Origin of the sequence: Nocardia sp. XZ_19_369 (assembly GCF_015355715.1) — a bacterium.
GTDB lineage: Bacteria > Actinomycetota > Actinomycetes > Mycobacteriales > Mycobacteriaceae > Nocardia.
On record NZ_JACVED010000016.1, the window covers coordinates 20,550 to 38,327 of the forward strand.

The 17,778-nt window shown below is 63.0% G+C and carries 20 protein-coding genes; 17 read left to right on the forward strand and 3 right to left on the reverse strand.

The window, feature by feature from the left end:
* The first annotated feature begins 1,296 nt into the window (after positions 1–1,296).
* On the forward strand, positions 1,297–1,680 hold the full coding sequence (locus IBX18_RS40635) for a hypothetical protein (protein ID WP_194838737.1): 384 nt from the start codon (positions 1,297–1,299) through the stop codon (positions 1,678–1,680).
* Between the two features lie 360 nt (positions 1,681–2,040).
* Positions 2,041–2,190 (forward strand): hypothetical protein, encoded by a 150-nt coding sequence (locus IBX18_RS40640; protein WP_194838795.1) that lies wholly within the window; start codon positions 2,041–2,043, stop codon positions 2,188–2,190.
* A gap of 343 nt (positions 2,191–2,533) precedes the next feature.
* Here the strand turns inward: IBX18_RS40640 and IBX18_RS40645 are convergent, their stop codons facing one another.
* Both IBX18_RS40645 and IBX18_RS40650 read right to left on the reverse strand, forming a co-directional pair.
* Complete coding sequence (locus IBX18_RS40645) at positions 2,534–3,214, reverse strand: hypothetical protein (RefSeq protein WP_194838738.1); 681 nt, start codon at positions 3,212–3,214, stop codon at positions 2,534–2,536.
* Positions 3,215–3,833: 619 nt separating this feature from the next.
* Positions 3,834–4,364, reverse strand: a complete 531-nt coding sequence (locus IBX18_RS40650) for a hypothetical protein (protein ID WP_194838739.1) — start codon at positions 4,362–4,364, stop codon at positions 3,834–3,836.
* 643 nt (positions 4,365–5,007) lie between these two features.
* Between IBX18_RS40650 and IBX18_RS40655 the strand changes: the two genes are divergently transcribed.
* The 9 genes from IBX18_RS40655 (at position 5,008) to IBX18_RS42965 (ending at position 10,729) form a co-directional block, all read left to right on the forward strand.
* Positions 5,008–5,364, forward strand: coding sequence for a VOC family protein (locus tag IBX18_RS40655; protein ID WP_147141757.1), 357 nt, complete (start codon positions 5,008–5,010; stop codon positions 5,362–5,364).
* 237 nt (positions 5,365–5,601) lie between these two features.
* Complete coding sequence (locus IBX18_RS43325) at positions 5,602–5,871, forward strand: TetR/AcrR family transcriptional regulator C-terminal ligand-binding domain-containing protein (protein ID WP_306796636.1); 270 nt, start codon at positions 5,602–5,604, stop codon at positions 5,869–5,871.
* A 335-nt stretch (positions 5,872–6,206) separates the two neighbouring features.
* Positions 6,207–6,683 carry a DUF6228 family protein gene (locus IBX18_RS40665; protein WP_194838741.1) on the forward strand — a complete coding sequence of 159 codons (477 nt, stop codon included), beginning with the start codon at positions 6,207–6,209 and terminating at the stop codon, positions 6,681–6,683.
* Positions 6,684–6,778: 95 nt separating this feature from the next.
* Positions 6,779–7,144, forward strand: a complete 366-nt coding sequence (locus IBX18_RS40670) for a hypothetical protein (protein ID WP_228542569.1) — start codon at positions 6,779–6,781, stop codon at positions 7,142–7,144.
* Positions 7,145–7,285: 141 nt separating this feature from the next.
* The gene (locus tag IBX18_RS40675; protein ID WP_194838742.1) at positions 7,286–7,618 is read left to right on the forward strand and encodes a hypothetical protein; all 333 of its coding nucleotides are present in this window, start codon (positions 7,286–7,288) and stop codon (positions 7,616–7,618) included.
* A gap of 398 nt (positions 7,619–8,016) precedes the next feature.
* Complete coding sequence (locus IBX18_RS40680) at positions 8,017–8,622, forward strand: hypothetical protein (RefSeq protein WP_194838743.1); 606 nt, start codon at positions 8,017–8,019, stop codon at positions 8,620–8,622.
* Positions 8,623–8,830: 208 nt separating this feature from the next.
* Complete coding sequence (locus IBX18_RS40685) at positions 8,831–9,175, forward strand: hypothetical protein (protein WP_194838744.1); 345 nt, start codon at positions 8,831–8,833, stop codon at positions 9,173–9,175.
* Between the two features lie 264 nt (positions 9,176–9,439).
* Positions 9,440–10,519, forward strand: coding sequence for a DUF4192 domain-containing protein (locus tag IBX18_RS40690; protein WP_194838745.1), 1,080 nt, complete (start codon positions 9,440–9,442; stop codon positions 10,517–10,519).
* An 81-nt stretch (positions 10,520–10,600) separates the two neighbouring features.
* Positions 10,601–10,729 carry a hypothetical protein gene (locus IBX18_RS42965; RefSeq protein ID WP_255528300.1) on the forward strand — a complete coding sequence of 43 codons (129 nt, stop codon included), beginning with the start codon at positions 10,601–10,603 and terminating at the stop codon, positions 10,727–10,729.
* 47 nt (positions 10,730–10,776) lie between these two features.
* Here IBX18_RS42965 and fxsT read toward each other — a convergent pair whose 3' ends face one another.
* A complete protein-coding gene (fxsT, locus tag IBX18_RS40695; RefSeq protein WP_194838746.1) occupies positions 10,777–12,822 on the reverse strand; it encodes an FxSxx-COOH system tetratricopeptide repeat protein in 2,046 nt (681 codons plus the stop codon).
* 396 nt (positions 12,823–13,218) lie between these two features.
* Here fxsT and IBX18_RS40700 point away from each other — a divergent pair, with 396 nt between their 5' ends.
* The 6 genes from IBX18_RS40700 (at position 13,219) to IBX18_RS40725 (ending at position 17,758) form a co-directional block, all read left to right on the forward strand.
* On the forward strand, positions 13,219–13,596 hold the full coding sequence (locus IBX18_RS40700) for a hypothetical protein (RefSeq protein WP_194838747.1): 378 nt from the start codon (positions 13,219–13,221) through the stop codon (positions 13,594–13,596).
* A gap of 391 nt (positions 13,597–13,987) precedes the next feature.
* The gene (locus IBX18_RS40705) at positions 13,988–14,785 is read left to right on the forward strand and encodes a hypothetical protein (RefSeq protein ID WP_194838748.1); all 798 of its coding nucleotides are present in this window, start codon (positions 13,988–13,990) and stop codon (positions 14,783–14,785) included.
* 119 nt (positions 14,786–14,904) lie between these two features.
* Positions 14,905–15,375 (forward strand): hypothetical protein, encoded by a 471-nt coding sequence (locus IBX18_RS40710; protein ID WP_194838749.1) that lies wholly within the window; start codon positions 14,905–14,907, stop codon positions 15,373–15,375.
* A gap of 52 nt (positions 15,376–15,427) precedes the next feature.
* A complete protein-coding gene (locus IBX18_RS40715) occupies positions 15,428–15,817 on the forward strand; it encodes a hypothetical protein (RefSeq protein WP_194838750.1) in 390 nt (129 codons plus the stop codon).
* 13 nt (positions 15,818–15,830) lie between these two features.
* Positions 15,831–16,181 carry a hypothetical protein gene (locus tag IBX18_RS40720; RefSeq protein WP_194838751.1) on the forward strand — a complete coding sequence of 117 codons (351 nt, stop codon included), beginning with the start codon at positions 15,831–15,833 and terminating at the stop codon, positions 16,179–16,181.
* Positions 16,182–16,336: 155 nt separating this feature from the next.
* Positions 16,337–17,758, forward strand: coding sequence for a DUF3560 domain-containing protein (locus tag IBX18_RS40725; RefSeq protein ID WP_194838752.1), 1,422 nt, complete (start codon positions 16,337–16,339; stop codon positions 17,756–17,758).
* Positions 17,759–17,778 lie beyond the last annotated feature (20 nt).

A 17,778-nucleotide genomic window follows, 5' to 3' on the forward strand; every position in this document is an offset into this window, starting at 1 on the left:
GGGCGGGCAGAACCGCGCGCCGCCGTGCGCTCGGATTGTCCCGCCTTACCGGTTGATACAGGCCGTGCGTCAACGCGCGGACAAACTAGCGCGTGGCGGAATGCGTGCATGCAGAAACATATCGTGGCGCGATCGCTAGATCTGTCCACTTCGCGCAGTGTGCCACTGGACGGCAAGGTATTAAACCCAGTCGGCGTCTCGGTACCCGACGGCACTGTCCACCTGAGGCGTTCTCGTTCGGACAGTGGGCATGACGTTAGTCCGGCGCGGCGTTGACCTTTGAGCGGCGGGTGGGCGCACTCTCCACCAGTCGCGACAGGCACCGGCGGCCACCTGAGGCTGTTGCGGCTAACGACGACGAAAGAGGCGTACGCCGAGCACAGAAACAGCCGCAGCGCCACCGAGGACGACAGGCCAGCCCGGTCCAGCGAGAGACAGCAGCACAAGTATCACGGCGAGGGCGCCGGTGATCGCGGTCAGATAGGCGATGTGTATCCAGGTCCAGTGGCCGCTGGAGACCAGTCGGAGCAATCGGTCGAGGAAGTCGATCCAGTTCGCCGGCGGGGTGGTGCCCCGGACCAGTGCGAGACAAGCGGGTGATCCACACTTCGTACAGGAGGCGTCAGCGGGTTCGGGGCTTGCTGTGCGGTCGGCTGGCACGTTCGGCATGATGGGGTTGCCCTTTCGATGGGTTCTCGCTGAACGTGATAGGCGACCGCCGCAACGGAGTCCCCGAGTTCTCCTGGTGGTAGCGGAAATTGGAAAGTTCTCGCTGCTGGAGGGGACGGGTCGGGGACGCGGCGCCTAGAAGTTAGTTGTCCGCGCGTACGCATCGCGTCGGGTCGAGCAGGTCGGATGCGATCCGACGTAGATATCGGGCGTGCGGAGGAGGAAGCCGATGGCATCGCCAGACGATGCTGTACCCACCCCGAAGAGACAGTCATCAGACTGTGTCTCTTCGGATCTCACCCACAACCAGCTGGCCGCCAGTACCTCAGAGGAGCTAGATACACCGCCGCACGCTGGCGAGTGCGGCGACCAGGGCGGCGGCCTAACCGGAGCCTCGTCGGCGGATCAGGGTGAGGCCATCGGATTGATCTCGCCGAAACGCGCTCGCGACGGTAGCTGCGGACTTTGAAGTTCCATTTCTTTGCAAAAACAAATAACGCAGTTAGTGAAACAAACAGCGCTACTGGATACAACACGCTCTGTCGACACACTCAATTACATGTAGTGCGTTCGCCTCTTTTTGCGATAGGGCTGTGAGTAGCTCTATTTCGAGTGGGAGAAATAAGTATGGGGATGGAAGTCGTTGTCGGGATGATCGTCGCCTGGCTGATCGGTAAAGGGAATCGGGCAGCAGGGCGCCTCGACAGTCGCACTGATCAAGTCGTCGATGCCGCTGCCGATCGGCTATGGGAGATCGTATCCCGAAAACTTGGCATGACCGCAGCTATTCGACAGCTCGCTGACGACGCCAGTGCTGGGTCGGTCCCCGAGAACACGCGCCGCGATGCGCAGCAGACGCTCGAGGACGCGGCAATGAACGACCCTGGCTTCGCCGCAGAGATCAATGCCCTCTTGGGGCAGGTTCCGTCACATACCTCCGCCGGTGCCGTTACTAACACCGGCCCAGTACAGGGTGGCATCGTCGCCGGCCAAATCTACGGGTGGCCGTAATGTGCGCATTAATACTTCGAACGGGCACGACCCGAAGATCCGTCGACGGGTAATTGCGATCGTCGCCCTGTTGGGGGTAGCCTTCCTCGTCTTCGGCTGGATTTTCTGGCCGCACGATTCTCAGCCAAAGGTTCAGCTATCCGGCATAGCTGAGGTCCTCGGCTCGTTGATCTTTCACAAGCCCACGCTGCCCGGTTCGAGCTGCGTGGGCCCCGGCACTACCGGGCGACGAGGGCAGCAAGCCTCCCGGTCGGGCTGTGCTCAGTTCGGGCAGTTAGCCGATACCGAAGCCGCGGAGGAACCCCGAACTCCTCGCACTGGCCACCGCGGACTCACCGGTAGCCGACGTGGTTCCCGGCGATCGCGGCCGCTGCGCGCTGGTGCCGTCCGCACATTATCGGCGAGGTCGAATACCGCGAAGTGACCGGATCCAGCCTGCGCCACCCCAGTTGGCGCGGCGTGCGCGCCGACAAGGGCCCGACCGAGGTCACAGTGCCATTGTCGGATTAGATGCAACGCCACTTCATTGGTCTTTGGGCACGGGGGCGTACGCGCCACTGACTTGTTTAGTCCTTCGGTCGCTGACCTGCGCTGAACCTTAAGTTGAAGGCCAGAAGCCTTCGTCCCTGTGGTTTTGATACATGCGGTTTGCTGCTCTGCGCACGGAGTGAACGGGCTCTGACGGCCGGAGCTTCTTCTCGCACAGCCTGACGCGCAGAGGCCCAGACCGCCTCACGGGCATCGCTGGACGTAAAGTCAACGACCGTCTGCTTCCTGGGGTTGGTTAGCTTGATCTTGCCCATCTCGCGTCCTTCCTTCACGATCGACGGCGAGCCCCCAACGGGTTTCGCTTTCAGTCGGAGCTTGCTATCCGCGTTCGAACAGCAAACGCGATCGCCAGCAGATCTGCTACCAGCATGACGATTTGCATGTCGGTGTCAACCAAGTCGCCAGCCCGCGGAGCGTCGACGGTCACCATTCCATACCCGTACTCACCGTTCTTTATTGCGGCCGCTATGAAGGTTTTGTAGCCCTTTCGGGAACCTCCGTAGTTCTCAGGAGCCTCTTGGTCGATATCACGCATGAACCTGGTCTCACGCTCTCTGACCATCGCAATGGCAAGATCGCCCCGAGGCGTACCAGGAACGAACGGCTCCGGTGGCCTTCCATCACCCCTCCCGCAGTAGCCGATGACTTCCATCGGGCCATCGTCTCCAGCCATTGCGTAGACCACGGCCCGTAACCGGTCGACGTCCTTGAGCAATAGTTTGAGAGCCCCAACGGCCTGGTGAGCAATGCACCTGAGCTGGGCTGACCGCTCCGACTCGTTCATCCCGGGCATATCCGCTATCAGTCCAGCCAACGGCTGGAGCGCATCCTTCATCGCGACGCGAAGACGGCCGGCTTCATCAAGCTCGACCTCTCGTCGGCGCTTCTCAGCGAGCTGAAAGAAAACGACAATGATCAGCTGCATTATCCCGACGACAATCCATGTCCAATCGCCGCGATCCGCGAAATCTTTGCCCAGCGTCAAGCAAACTCCGACGCCCGCAGGTAGCAGAACTCCGCCAACGACCTGCCACCGTGACCCATCGAACCAAGAACGCATCCGGCTCACGGTGGCTTCGCGATCTTGCGGAAGTACCACCACATCCTACTTATCGCAGGTCGACCTTGGTTCGTTCCGTGTATCGGCATTGCGATTTCGATTCGTTCGATCCCGGGACGACCCTCGCCGCAGGGCGCGGCGGCCCGCACCGGCGCTGCGGGGTTGACGGGGGTTTCAGCGCGTCTTCGGATTGAGGCGGGCCACCGCCGCTTCGGCGGCGTGGAGGGCGCGTTGCAGGGCATCGGCACCTGCTGAATCCGTGCGGTGTTGGCGTCGAGGTCGGCGCGTTCCCGTTCCCGTTCGGCGCGATCATCTGCCAGTTCCTGGCGGCCTCCCCGGTGCGTTCCTTGGACTCGGCTACCGCCGCGTCGAAGCACTGTATTAGCCGATGTGCGTGCGTCTGCTCCGGAGGCAGCCCCGGCCCGTTATGCGGGCACTCGCCAGTCTTCCGGCGTACCGTCCACCTGCGGATTCGGTCCGACCACATCCGGGGCTGTTCGGGGTACTTGTGACATCGCGGTGATACCGAGCCGCTAGTCGTGACCTATGGCACCGGGCTATCGTCGTCGTTGTCTTCTTCCCTGTCCAGTACGAACACCTGGTACGTCCATGTCGAGATCTCGTGTCCTAGGACGGCGAACTCGGCCGCTAGTTCAAGGAGCGCCTCCGGATCCATCTCGTGGCGGTCGAACATGCCGTTACGGCGGTTGTTGGTGAGGATGAAGGCGTTGTTGGTCGCGGATAGCCGCATTCCATGGACGTACTTGTTTCGCTGCTGAAATGCTGCGCGGCAACGGTTGAGTATCTCAGCCAGCTCCTCGGCTTGTGCAACGCCAACCGCTCCAACGTCGAGAATGCGCTTGATCGCATCGATCATGCTGGAGGCAGGCATCGCGGCCGTGACGAGGGACGCATACTCGCCGCCGACCATCGTTCGGATGGTGCCTTGGAGACTGAACTCAGCAGACGCAGCTGCCCGGACCATCGCTCCCAAGGCGAGATCCATTTCTGCATGGAGTCTGTGCTCGGCCCAGTTGTCGCGGATGGTTTTGATGATGTCTGCCTTTGTGGACACGATCCCTCAATTTGTTCAGGTTGGTGGGTGCAGCCAGCGGGAATGCCAGGGTATCGACGCTCGAATAGTATTGCGCAACAGCATGTTCGCTCGCACGTTAGTACGTGCCATCTGCTTGGGAAGCAGGCGAATAGGCGGGAAAACGGCCTGACCTGGGCTACCGGTTGCGCGTGAGGTACCCGGATTTACCCCCTTTGACCCTGGCTCAGGGCACGAATGGGGCACGGCCGGTAATCGTCTCCAGGCGAGTTGCCAGCGCGGTCGAACGTCCGCTCATCAGCGTAGGGCGTTCTGTATCGCACTCATCCATGCTGACTTCAGTCAGAACGAGTGAGCGATAATGCCGCGGAGCGCGCGTTGTGAGCGATCGGTGGCCGGCCTCGAACCGGTCGGCCATCAACGCTTCTGGGACATCCTCTTCTCCCGATGAGCGAGCATTCTCGCTGAGGCGCGCATTTGGAATGTGATCTTGTGGCGCAACACATCTCACGATCGGTACGGAATTCCGTTCACCGCACGGCCCGCCTCTGCAGGCCCTACCGTGAACGTGCAGAGCTTCCCCTTACCACCGAGAGGAACCGCTAATAGCCAGCACCCTACCCAAGATCAGCGATCTTGAGCCAAAGTCAGGTAAGGTGACGGAATGGTCATGCGGGTGGCGGTTCCCGTGCTGCCGTGCCGAGATGTGCAGGCAGCGCGGTCGTACTTCACGGACGTGCTCGGATTCGACACCATATTCACCTGGGAGACCCCACCTAGCTACGCGGCCGTGATCCGCGACACCGCCGAGTTCCACCTATACGCCGAAAGCAGCGTCGGCCCGGCCAGGGTGGTGGTTGTCGTCGACGACGTCGATTCCTGCCACGACGAGTTGCGCGCCCGCGGCGCCGACATCGTCGAGCCACTGGCTGACCGGCCCTACGGGATGCGCGACTTCAACGTACGGACACCCGATGGGCACTTTTTGATCTTTAGCCAGCCGCTTACCGAGTACGGGTGACCATCAGCGGACCAGCCGGAAGAATGACCGGACCTCGTCGACGAACAACGCCCGGCTTGTCGCTGAAGCCGTAACCGGGAAGCGATGGGCAGACCCCTAGAACCGGCCGGCTTAGTGCGCAGATTTTCGCCGTTCACACGACGAAACCGCAGCTCAACAGCCAGCACCCTACCCAAGATCAGCGATCTTGAGCCAAGTCAGGTTACCTGCCGTTTTTGTTGCGGCGCGGCCGATTTCGTGCAGGGCGGGTTCATCAGCGAAGCCGAACGCGTGGCCGAACTCCTCGCCCACGTCGTGACCCGCGCCGTCGAACCCCGCGTCACCCAGGTCGAACACGTCCTGCACCAGCTCATCGAGCGCGGCGCGGTCCGCGCCGATATCGACACCCGCACCATCGCCACCATGGTCTTCGGCGCGTTCCTGCGCGGCGACGCCGCCGCCGCGCGCGCCAGCCTGCCCGAACAGCTCACCACCATCCTCTGGCCCGCCCTGACCACCCGCCCCTGACCGCGCCGCAGTGTGCGTCGAGCACCCATCGAGTCCGAGGAGATTCTGTTAGGACCTTGTCCGTCTTGCCCTCCAGGCACGTCGTCGTGCCTGGACTGGACTTCGAGCCCCGCCGACGCAAATAAGCCCGCTGCCTCGGCCCGCCGACTTCAGTGCGCACGCCTGCCAGGTCGCGTCCTACCACGCACTCTCTTGCCGCTGACCGCTCGATTCTGGACAGCCGCCGCCCCGACTCTGCACGTGTTGGACGACGCAGATCCACCACGCAACGAGATCGTGTGAGTGTCATCCGACTCTTTCGATGCGGACCGCAATCGAGTCACTAGCCTCGACCGGTGACCTGCGAATTCGACAGTGAGATGGTCGAGCGAGATGAGGCGATCGAGCTCATGGATCGTTCCGACGGCACCGGGGTGCGGCTGTGGCACCGCACCGTTCCATACAGCGACGACTACGTAGCGGTGTGTGTCGAGTTGTCTGCGGATGGGATGGTGGCGTCGATGCGTGGTCTCATCCTCGATTACGTCGCTGGTCGCTCACTCCCGGGATTCATCAGCAGCTTGGAGCGGGATTTCGCTGGCTGGCAAGGGATCCGGACGTGGGAGAGCATGGACCACGAGCTTCGTATCGAGGCGCGACATTCGACCTTGGGACATGTTCAGCTTGACTGGAGCCTGTGCCGTCAGTCGAGCGAATCCCTTTCCTGGACCGCGACGGTTGTGACCTACCTGGAAGCTGGTGAGCAGTTGCGACAGTTCGCAGCTGCCATCCATCGATTCGTTCTGCCCGACGATGCCGAAGACCGGCGGTAGCGCATATCCGCTATTGCCGCATATCCGCTATTGCCGCATGGCGCGCGTCCCTGGTGAGCACCTCCGGCGAGGCGGGCACGGTATAGTTCGAACTTATGTTCGACGAATGGCCGGAGGAGTTCACCCCACCACTGCGTCGGGTCGTTGAACCTCCAATGCCGGTCGTCGTTGACCTCGGCCAAGCAGTTCCGACCCTGCAGGCAGCCTTCGGCCCAAAGCAGTCGGTACCCCTACGGGTCAGCTCGGGTGGCCTGCGCTTTACCGGAAACGTGCCCGGCCTGCTGCATGCCTGGGCCCGGTCGTGGAACGGGGTATGGCTAGGGCTCGTGGAGTTCACCGCCTCTACCGGCAACGGCCGCGGCCAGCTCGCGATGCGGCAATGGTGCCCCGAGCACTCCCTGGCACCGCCGCCGAACTCCGCAGGCAAAGGCGATCGCCGCCATGGTCAACGCGACCGGTAGCCGCGAGAGTCACTCGTCGGATACGGAGGAATTGCGCGACAAACGAATACATGCACTCCACCGGTTGCGGACAACCGCGGTCATATCGAAGCTCGTCAATGGTGCCCTGAACATGCGCTTACCGAACCAGAATGACAACTCATGACCACCTCTGAGGAGCGGCCCGGTGACGTCCTTTCCGTTGTCGCGGCCGCCATCGACGATGAGTCGGACTCGGGCCGTTTCGCGACCGCCGATGTTCTACGAGTCGTGCGTCGCGATCTCGATCCCCCGCCGACGTCAGAGGAAGTCATCGCGGCGCTGAACTTGTTGGCGCTACCCAATATCAACGGCATTCGCGCTGATGGCGACAGCTGGCGGGTCGCCGACCCTATGGATGTGGTGGCACGAAGGCTTTGTTACCTGGCCGAAGCGGTCGCCGATTACCGCCACGGATACGGCGGCAGCCTTCACCTAGACGACGACGCCTACTGAGGTCGGACGTTTCGGTAAGGCTTCGTCGACTCAGCGCAGGCGTCCGCACCTGTCAGCCTGGCTGCCGCACCCCAGGGGCGAAAGATGCGGCCGAGTTCGCACGAGGTGTCCTGGAGTCGATGAATTGCGTGACACCCCATCTCAAGGCCGAAGTCATACGCGCAGCCGGGAGCATCCACTGCCGCAGCGCAGTCATGTTGGTCCATCTACCAGGGCATCAAGTACCCCTGAACAAGGAGGTCGCAGTGACACTTTTCTATGGAACAGGGCACACGCACCCTCGACAGACGCCGCCCAAAGGTGTTGGATATCACAAAGATCAATCGCTTGGCATCACAGAACCTGTAACCGCCGCACGCAAGCCGAGCAGACATACTGCCCGGGATGGGGGCGCTCGTATGAAGATCGACATCTCATGTCCGCGCTGCGGCGACGGTCACGGCGTTCAGAGTGTTCCCGCCGCGCACGCCGAAGGCGTGTCCACAAGCTACGGCACCAACCTCACGACCGGCGTGGGTATCAGCCCGTCTGGGTTGATGCCGATTGTGGGGACGACGACAGTCGAACGCACGCACACGACCGCACTCGCCCGGAGTCTGTCGATGGCACCCGCGCTACGGCCGGTTGGCCGACTCGTTGCCCTCGGGCTGGTGCTACTGGTCCCGGCTCTTTTCGCACTGGCAGTATTCGCGCGGGCGCTTCAACAGCCCGACGAGGTCGGGTTGCTGTCGATACTCTTCGCCGCTGCCCTGGTGATCGGCGTGTTGACTATGCCGTCGGTCCTTATCTTCTGCATCGTGGTTGGCAGGAATCGCTTCAATAGCCGTATTTTGCGGGGACGCCGAGCAGCGCATGCGGTGTGGAGTTCGGCCTTGTACTGCCATCGATGCGGCATGGCGTTCTGGCCGTTCTCTCCGGCGCCGAACATCCCAGCTCACCAAGCATTTCTGCCAGAGCATTTTCGCTGGTTCGTCTGGCACGCCGGAGATTACGTCGATGCATGACTGCCAGCCCGGACGGCAGCGACTCCCACGCGTAGGACCTTGATTCTGGTTCAGTGAGTCAACGGCCCTCCGCCGTCGGCTCGGTCTCGCTACTTGATCTGGTAGGTCCGTCGACAGGCGTCCGGCCCTGGGGTGTCACGTTCGGTCGGGCGTGACCACGGCCGTCAGCCGGTCCGCTCCCGTCAGTAATCCGGGCAGCTGAGATCAGTTGACGCGCTTGCTTGGCTGTGATTTCGAGCAGCTCAGCGACGTCGTCGTCGCTTTGGCCTTCTCTGCGAAGTGCGGCTGCGGCGGCGGCCTGTTGTGCACGGTGTCCGGTCAGTTCTTCCTCGGCGCGGGCTTCGAGCTGTCGTATCTGCTGGTGGCACACCTCGATGTCGCGATCTCGCTTGCTCTCGCACTCAGCCACCGCCGCCCATGCCGCGACGTATTGCTTGACCGCTGTGGTGATGGCTTTTTCACGCTGTCGAGCTTGAGCCCGGCGCGCGCGCACCCGTTCGCGGTTGCGCTCCAGACGATCGTGAACATCGGGTCCACGACGCGGGTGGCGTGAGGGTTTCGAACCTGAAGTCGGCATGACAGGACTCCTCGACCCGTCCACCTGATTCTCCCGCTGATCAGCGTACCAATATGTCCGCCACCATGATTCCGTGACCGGGCGACCGGGCCACCGCGCTGTGAGGTGCAGCGCGTGCCTACGGAACTGCCGACGCCGGCATCCGCGGATCAGCTCTGCTCTCGACGCCAGAAGCTGGCTCTGCAGTCAACGCTCATCCGATGTCAACCACTGTGCTGATCTCTGGAAGGAGTTCTACCAATGTCGCTTCCACGGTTCGATCCGACTGGGTTGATCGTGTCTATCCCGGCACGGCTGCGCTACGCACCCCACCGCCAGCTGGTGATCATGCTGATCAACACCGAGATGGGGCCTGCGGGGGAAGACACCGACTCGCTGGCGCGCACCGCGATTGTCGCTTTCGATCTTACTGGTGATGTCGAGCGCCTTGTCGACGCCGCGGCTCAGGCCGCACGTCGCATAGATGCCTCCGTGGCGTTTGTTGTTGTCGTCGATGACCGGCTGATCGGCCCAACGCTGCAACCACTTCCGGCACCTGGGATCGAGCGCACACTCGCTGTGTTGGCCGCCGGACTCGCTGCCGCGGGCGCACCCATCAGGCAAGTCTGGGCAACCAGGCGCGTCACGCCGGGATCGCTGTGGTGGTCGCTGACCGACAGCGAGGACCAGGGCGTCCTCACCGATCCATCCGAATCACTTGCTGCCGCTGATCGCAGAGCGAAGGGCCAGACAGTCTTTAGTTCCAGGCAGGAACTCATGAGCGCCCTCGACCCGGATCCCGATCTCAGCGCAGCGGTTGAGACGTTGCTGCCCGCGGCGAGGATTCGCGCCGAGGCGCAGCGGGGACGGGCGATGGCCAACGACTGCTGGAACAGTCACTACCGTCGCGGCCTGGAATTCGTCCTCTGGTGTGCCGCCGACATCGCCGCAGGCGAGGATGTGCCACCGCAGCGGTTGGCCGAACTTGCCATGGTGTTGGCAGACCAGATGGTCCTCGATTGCTTGCACGCGACCGCGAGAAGCGAATACCAGCCCGTCGTAGAACAACTCTGGACGCTGCTCCTTCGCAGTCTCACCGGGCCCGAGCGAGCCGCGCCCGCCGCACTACTTGCCTACAGCCTTTCTCTGCGCGGCGACGGTCCCCTCGCTCTCGTCGCCGTAACCGCTGCCCTCGCAGCTGATCCCCACCACTTCACCTCCAAGCTGCTCTACGCCGTCCTCAACCAGCCCGTGCCCCCATCCCATCTCCCGACATGGAGTCGTCTGGGTGCCGCTGCTGCCGAGGATCTCGGCGTCGATCTCGGAACAACGGATCACTGAGCCAGGCACCGGTATCTGATTTCCATCGCTCGGCCCGCCTCAACCGGGTGCGCCGCGGCGTCGACCTGAAAGGAGCCGCCGATGTGTGCTGACGCGGATGGCCTCTTTGGTCTGCCGTCGTTCTTCGCTGATGGCGCGACGCCGGTGTGCTGGTCCTGGCCACGTTCCCTCTACGACACCGCCCGCCAGACCGGCTCGCTCCCGACCTGACTAAGCCTCATCCGATGCGGATGGGGCTTAGTCGATTTCGTGGGCGCTCAGCCCTTGGCGTTGTGGGCATCGCGTGCGCGGGCGAGTTGGTTGCGGGAGGTGAGGGTTTCGTGGTGGTCGGGGCCGAGAATGCGTTCGCGGTCGGCGAGGGTGGCCTCGAACAAGATGATGGCTTCGTTGAGTCGGCCTGCTGATTCGTAGGCGTCGGCGAGGTTGTTGCGTGAGGTGAGGGTATGGGGATGGTCGGTGCCGAGGATGCGTTCGCGGTCGGCGAGGTTGACCTCATAGAGGGTGATGGCTTCGTCGAGTCGGCCTGCTGCTTTGTAGGCGTGGGCGAGGTTGTTGCGTGAGGTGAGGGTTTTGGGGTGGTCGGGTCCGAGGATGCGTTCGCGGTCGGTGACGTTTGACTCGTGGAGGGTGATGGCTTCGTCGAGTCGGCCTGCTGATTCGTAGGCGTCGGCGAGGTTGTTGCGTGAGATGAGGGTTTTGGGGTGGTCGGGTCCGAGGATGCGTTCGCGGTCGGCAAGATTGACCTCATAAAGGATGATGGCTTCGTCGAGTCGATCTGCTGCTTTGTAGGCGTAGGCGAGGTTGTTGCGTGAGGTGAGGGTTTCCGGGTGGTCGGCCCCGATGATGTGTTCGCGGTCGGCGAGGTTTGACTCGTGAAGGATGATGGCTTCATCGAGTCGGCCTGCCGCTCTGTAGGCACCAGCGAGGTTGTTCCGGGTATTGCGGGTCTGGGGGTGGCCGGTGCCGAGGATGCGTTCCCGGTCGGTGAGGGTGGCCTCGAAGAAGGTGATGGCTTTGAAGGGTTGGCCTGCTGATTCGTAGGCGCGGGCGAGGTTGCTGCGTGAGGTGAGGGTTTCGGGATGGTCGGGTCCCAAGAGTCGCTCACAGTCGATGAGGGTGAGTGGTCCGAGGGTTAGGGAACGGGCGAGATCTGCCGATTCGACCAACTGGCGGACGGCCCACGCGCGTGTTCGTAGTGCACGTTCGGTAAGGGGCAGATTGGTAGTTGTGAGTAGCTGAGCATCCCATATTGCGTCTATGTGGTCGACCAGATGGATGCCTTGCTCGCGGCGTGTCCATGCCTCGCTCGGGTCGAACAGGTGGGGTTCAACGATGGCCAGCGCGTTGGTGATGAGTTCGGTGGTGGTGTTGGTGGATTGAGCGCGTTCGCGCAGGATTCGGGCGATGAGTCGGTGCATGATCAGGGTGTCGCCAGTGGTCGACCATGACAGCAGTGACCCGTCCACGCACCGCTCCACTGACTTATCTATTTCTTCGTCGTGGTCAGGAAGGATCGCGCGGCGTACACCAGCATGCGACAGCATCGCGATTGCCCCGAGCAGCCAGCGAACGGTTATGTTGAGAGCCGAGATTTCGTTGGGGGCTTCGACAGTGTCGATGGAGAGCAGGAGGGCTTGAGCGACCGATCGGGGGTAGTCGTGCCCTGCTTTGCGTTCCAACACCTCCGGTAGCTGACTTTGCTCCAGCAGCTTCAAGTACTGGAGGAAATCGAGGTGTCGCCCGGCGATGGTCGCTGCCGCGGCTGACAACGCGACTGGCAGGTTCCCCAGTGCAGCGGCGAGGCGGCTGGCGTTGTCGCGGTCGGTCAAGCCGGTGGCTTCGTGGAGATAGTTGATGGCTTGCTGGTCGGTGTAGACGTCGAGTTGGACGGGTTCGCCGAGGGCGGTGAAGGTCTTGTTGGTGCTGGTGATGACCACTTGAGTTGTTCCGCCGACGGGTAGTAGTGGTCGGAGTAGATCAGGGTCGAGGGCGTTGTCGAAGACCAGTAGACCGGCTTCAGTGCGGCTCGATAGGTGGTTGCGGAGGCGTCGCGCGGAGTTCGCGGAGTCGCCGTTGAGGTCTGCTACTCCGAGGTGTTCGGCGATGTCGGCGAGTCCGGCGTGTGTGGTGTCGAGGGTTTCGGCGTTGACCCATCCGATAAGGGCGAGGTCTGTGTCGAGGTGTTCGCGGACCAGGGCTGCGGCGAGTTGGGTTTTGCCGACGCCACGCATGCCGGTGACGATGACCCCGACCGTGCTGCGTTGGAGAACCGCGCGGAGTTGGTCGAGTTCGGGGCGTGTCATGTAATGCTGTGGAGGTTGCGGGATTTCACCGGATCTGACGCGTACCGGCGATGACTGCGAGTCAGTCGCTGGCGGATGGAAGTGGAAGTCCCGGAATCGGGATCGGGTGATTCCGATGGTGTGGTTGACCGTTGGGTTGGGCGCGGCGTAGTGGTCGGTGTCCGTCGCGCCGATCAAGGGGTGGGTGGTTGATCCGGTCCTGTAGTGATGTCGCCGGCGGTGAGGTCTCCGAGGAGTTTTGATCGGGTGATGTCGATGCCGTCGCCGGGGGATCGGACGTTTCCGATGTTTACGTTGCGGGCTTTGCTGCGTGTGAGGCGTAGTCCGCGTGCCGGTTCGGTTGGGGACGCGGCGTTTTGGTGGTGTAGCCACATCGATACTGCGAAGCTGAGGAGGGTGAGTACGGCGACGGCGGCCCACAGCCAGATCGAATGCACGCTGCCGGTGGCGAGGTTCACCACGATCGCCAGTGTGGTGGTCACGATCGCGGTTGCTGCGGTCGGTGCCGCGATTCGTGTTATCGCGGTGCTTGCCACGAAACTCTCCCACCCGAAGAAGAAGCGGACTGCGATGGCCCGTCGGCACCAGCGTAAGCAGGTCGTGGGGGGTGTGCAGGGCTTCGGCAATACTCGTTCACTGGCACCTTCGAGCTCGCTTGTCGGATGGTTGCCGGTGCGGACCCACGCGTTCTGTGGTTTGCGGCAGCGGTTATTCGGCTTCGTAAACTTGACGAAGCTGACCTCAGGGTCGTTGCCGACACCAGAGTGGCTGTAAGGCCGCGGTCTGGTCGAGGGGGTGGTGCCATCTTGCTATTTGCGGCATGGGCTGAGACGCGATGTCAATGGGGTCGAGTTCCGGTTCGGAATAACCTCAGGCGGCAAGCAGAGCTCCTGACCTGAGAGGTCTCCCCGGACAAGCCCTCGGCCTCGTGGTCGGGGGCCTTTTCGTATCCTGGTGCCCGACGGCGCGTTCGTCGGCCGGCGCCACGGCTCTCAAGATCGCGCGCTCCGCAGCATAGATTATGGCGTGTTCCCGCCGCACATGCAGGCCGGATTCACGGCGTCGTCATCGCCCCCATGACGGCGCACGGATCGCTGCCGCAGCCAGAAGGTCGAGCGGCGTGTCGCCTTGCGTAGTGCAGTGAAGTTCGGCGAAGGCGAAGGGGGTGCCGCTGGATGGCTGGCGTGCACGGAATTTCGCGCAGGAGCCGTATCTGCATGCGGTGGGATTCAATGCCGATGAGTCGCGGCGGATCGAGAAGGACTCCTCGGTCACGATCGGCGGACAGCGACATCCGATCTACCCGTTGCACGCCGCGGGCTGGTCACGTGCACGATGCCAGGGGTATCTGTTCGGGTTGTTCGGGGTGTGGTGGCCGAAATCGTGCTGCCGCCAATGCTGTTTCGTCTCCGAGGCCGGTTGGCCTGAGCAGCTCGACCGATTCCGCGAGATGCCCGCCGAGGCGTTCGACCATCTCGTCGACGAGTACGTGGCCGTCGCGCTCAACCGCAACTCCGGGTTGTTCGGTCCGGGCAGATCGTTGACCGATCGGCTGCGTCGTGACGACGCTGAGCAGGTCCTCTCCTTTGCCGCTGCGGCACTCGATCGCTGCCGATGGGCGGTCTACCGAGTACGCCGTTGTTACAGCGGGCCGGGTAAGGCGTGGCGATCGGTGGAAACGACGCTGCGCGGCAGCCGTGCCGAGGTTGTTGCCTTCCTTGATGAGCTGGCTGCTCATGTACGGGTCCGCCCGACAGTCGATGGGGAGCACATCCGGGTCTGGCTGACTCCACCGCTGTCCTCCTATCCACGAATCGAGGAGTTCTTCACGATCGCTCCTGATTCGGTCACCGATAAGCAGCGGCCCGGATTCGAGACCCGTTGGCATGGACACGCCGACACCCGGCTACTGGCCATGGAAACCGCCGCGCTCACCTACGCCCGAACCCGCACCGCCGCATGAGCAGCACCGCCCGTCCGATTCACCAGCGATCAAGGAGATCCCCTGTGCAAGTGTCTAGTTCCCGTTCTGTCGCTAATCCTTGCCCGCTCGATGACCATTTCTGTGAGGCGATCGGCGCGGTGGTCGGCTACCTGTGGGACGTCGAGTCCGCCGATTACGAACAACAGGACGCCGAGGGCCGCGCTGGGCATGTTCTGCTGTCGCTGCGGACACTGGCCCGCTGGTTAGATGGCTGCTGCACAGCCGACCTCGTCCTACCCGCTCACCTGGTCGGCACTCTGGCGCCGGGGCGCACGGCCGCGACGCTCGATCACGTCCTCGCCGAGCTCGACTCTGTTTCCGAACCTCTGCGGGTCCACCGATCCGATCACAACCCGCGTGCGAATGCCGGGCCGGTGAGGGCACCGGCGTTCCTTCTGAGCAGCCCCAATCAGCTCTATCACCCCAGCGAGTACCTGCTGCGCGAGCTCGGTCTCAAGTCCAGCGCCAACGACGACCGGACGTCTTCTCCGGCCGTGCCCGGCACCTGGATCGGCGAGATCGCGACCGACATCGATCCCGTCATCGAATTCAGCGCGCCGACAGCGTGATCACCCGACATACGCGCTCCCCACCGGCCTACCGTTCCAGCAAGGAGACACCATGGCACATGCGCCCGAGTGTGATGGCGAAATCTATTATTGCGCATGCGGTTTCGGTCCCTGCTCCATCGAGATTCTCGCCCCCGAACGGCACACCTGTTTCGATCCGCCCCGGCCGATCGTGATTGTGAATCTGCCTGTCGTCGAGATGACGCGGGATATCTATGAGCGCTTCGCCGGACTCACTGCCTCCGGCTGCCTCGTCGTCGATGATGGCGGAACCAGGACGGCATTGACCAAGTGCTGCAATGCCTTCGCGACCTTCCATGACGAGCAGCTGTGCTGCAAAAACTGCTGGAGCGAAGTCCCGCTCGAGCACTGCCTGCCAGCAGAGATCGCCGTCGCGCGCGACCTCATCAACACGTGCATCCCCGGGAAACCGCTTACTTGACAAAGGAGTTGCCGTGAGGTGGGAATACTTCGCCAACAAGTACAGCGCCGAGCTGTCGCTTCTCTCCCGATTCTGCACCAAACCAGCCGAGGTTGGATCCACCGGCGGCGGCTGTTACGGCCTCTGCGGCCAGCTGAGAAACGGGCTCAATGTGCTGGCGTCCAATGGCGAGCTGGAAGGAAACGACGACTCTGGCTGGACGCTCGGGCTCTATCACGTCGATGAGCAACTCGCCTACATCCCCACCGGCACACTCCATGACCAGCTCACCATGGCCGCCGGACTTACACCCGCTCAACTACAGGCCCTGATCAGCCATTCTCCCGGCCAGGTGCCCCTGCCCGCCGAGATGGAGTTGCTCTGACCGCCGTTCACACGCTGGCAGGCATCCGACCGTGAGCTTTACCACCGCCTGACGGTTCAGAACTCAGACAACCCGTAGCGAACCACGCGCAGCCTGACAGCCGGTTCAAATTCATGCATACATGCGCATTCAAGGACTCATTGGAGGTGGAATCGATGTGTATTCGGATCACGCACTCCGCCGAGGAGGGCACCTTGCTTCAGGGAACCGAACGTGATGATGGCACCTATGAGGTGATGGTGGAGGTGAAAAAGGCTGTGGGGCATTGGAAGTGGGCTCGCGGCCTGGGACAGTGGTGTGTTCACTGCTCGCGCGATCGCCAACCCAAGCAGTACGTGATCAACTACGCGGCCAAGCAGTTGCGAGAGGCCGGCTTCGACGTCGAAGTCCACATCGACCGCACCCCACGTGCTACCGAGGTCGCTGAAGCCGCCCGTGCCGAACGGCAATACGATCGGGTCGTCGCGTTGCAGGACAAGGCATCCCGCAAGAATGACCGGGCAGTGGCGGCCGACGCGGCGCAGCGACGGGCAGTGGAGAGTTTGCCGCCCGGTGGTGAGCCGATCAAGATCGGACATCATTCCGAACGCCGCCATCGCAAGGCTATCGATAAGGCGTGGAATGCCTGGGACCGGTCGATACACGCCGACCGCGATGCAGCGACGGCGCATCAGCGCGCCGAGGCGGCGGCACGGACGACCGAGCGGCGGTATTCCCCGCAGACGGTGGCTAATCGCATTGAAACCCTCGAAGCGGAGCAGCGCGGTGATCAGCGCCTACTCGACGGCCACACCCGTGTCGTGTCCCGGGTGGACGGCGAGGTCCGTTCCGCGGACATCACCCCAGCGGCGACCGGCGAGTATCGCGAACGGGTGATCGCCCGGATGACCCAGCGCGGCCAGGACATCGCCTACTGGCAACAGATCCGCGCTCAGCAGATCGCCGAGGGCGTCACCACCGGTTTCGGGCCCGAGGACTTCACCGTCGGCGATTTCGTCCGACTGGGCGGCAAGAAGTGGCATCAGGTGTCGCGGGTCAACAAGAAGTCTCTGTCGGTGGTCAACCTCTCGATCGGCGGTATCCCGCTGCACACGCTGGCCGCGAAGCTGACTTCTCACCGCGAGCTGACTACTGATCACACCGTCCGTTACCACGAGGTCACCGCGGCGATGACCGAAGCCCGTGCCCGCGAACAGTTCGGCGATCTGCTCGCCGAACTCGAGACCACCGATGTGCCGCCCCGCCCGAAGCGTCGCGGCGGAAGGACCCGCCTTGACCATCACCGCGGCCCCGCAGCCGAGCACTGGTCGTGGACCCTCGACGGCATCGAGTACCACGCGCGGTGGGCTCACCCCGAGCGTTGGTACGCGACACCGCCCGAACCGGTCACCAGTCCGGGCGCGGTACATGTGTCAGCCCAGCGTCGTCAGCCCGGTCGCCTGCGGGGCGAGCCTGTCCAGATCCCGGTCGATCGATTCGCGATCACCGAACCGATCTGGTGGCCCGAACAGGTCCACAACCGAGTCCGCGCATTCGTCGAGGCTCGCACCTATCTCGCGGCGGCCAGATCCGCGTAGCGACATCACGGATCGTTCCG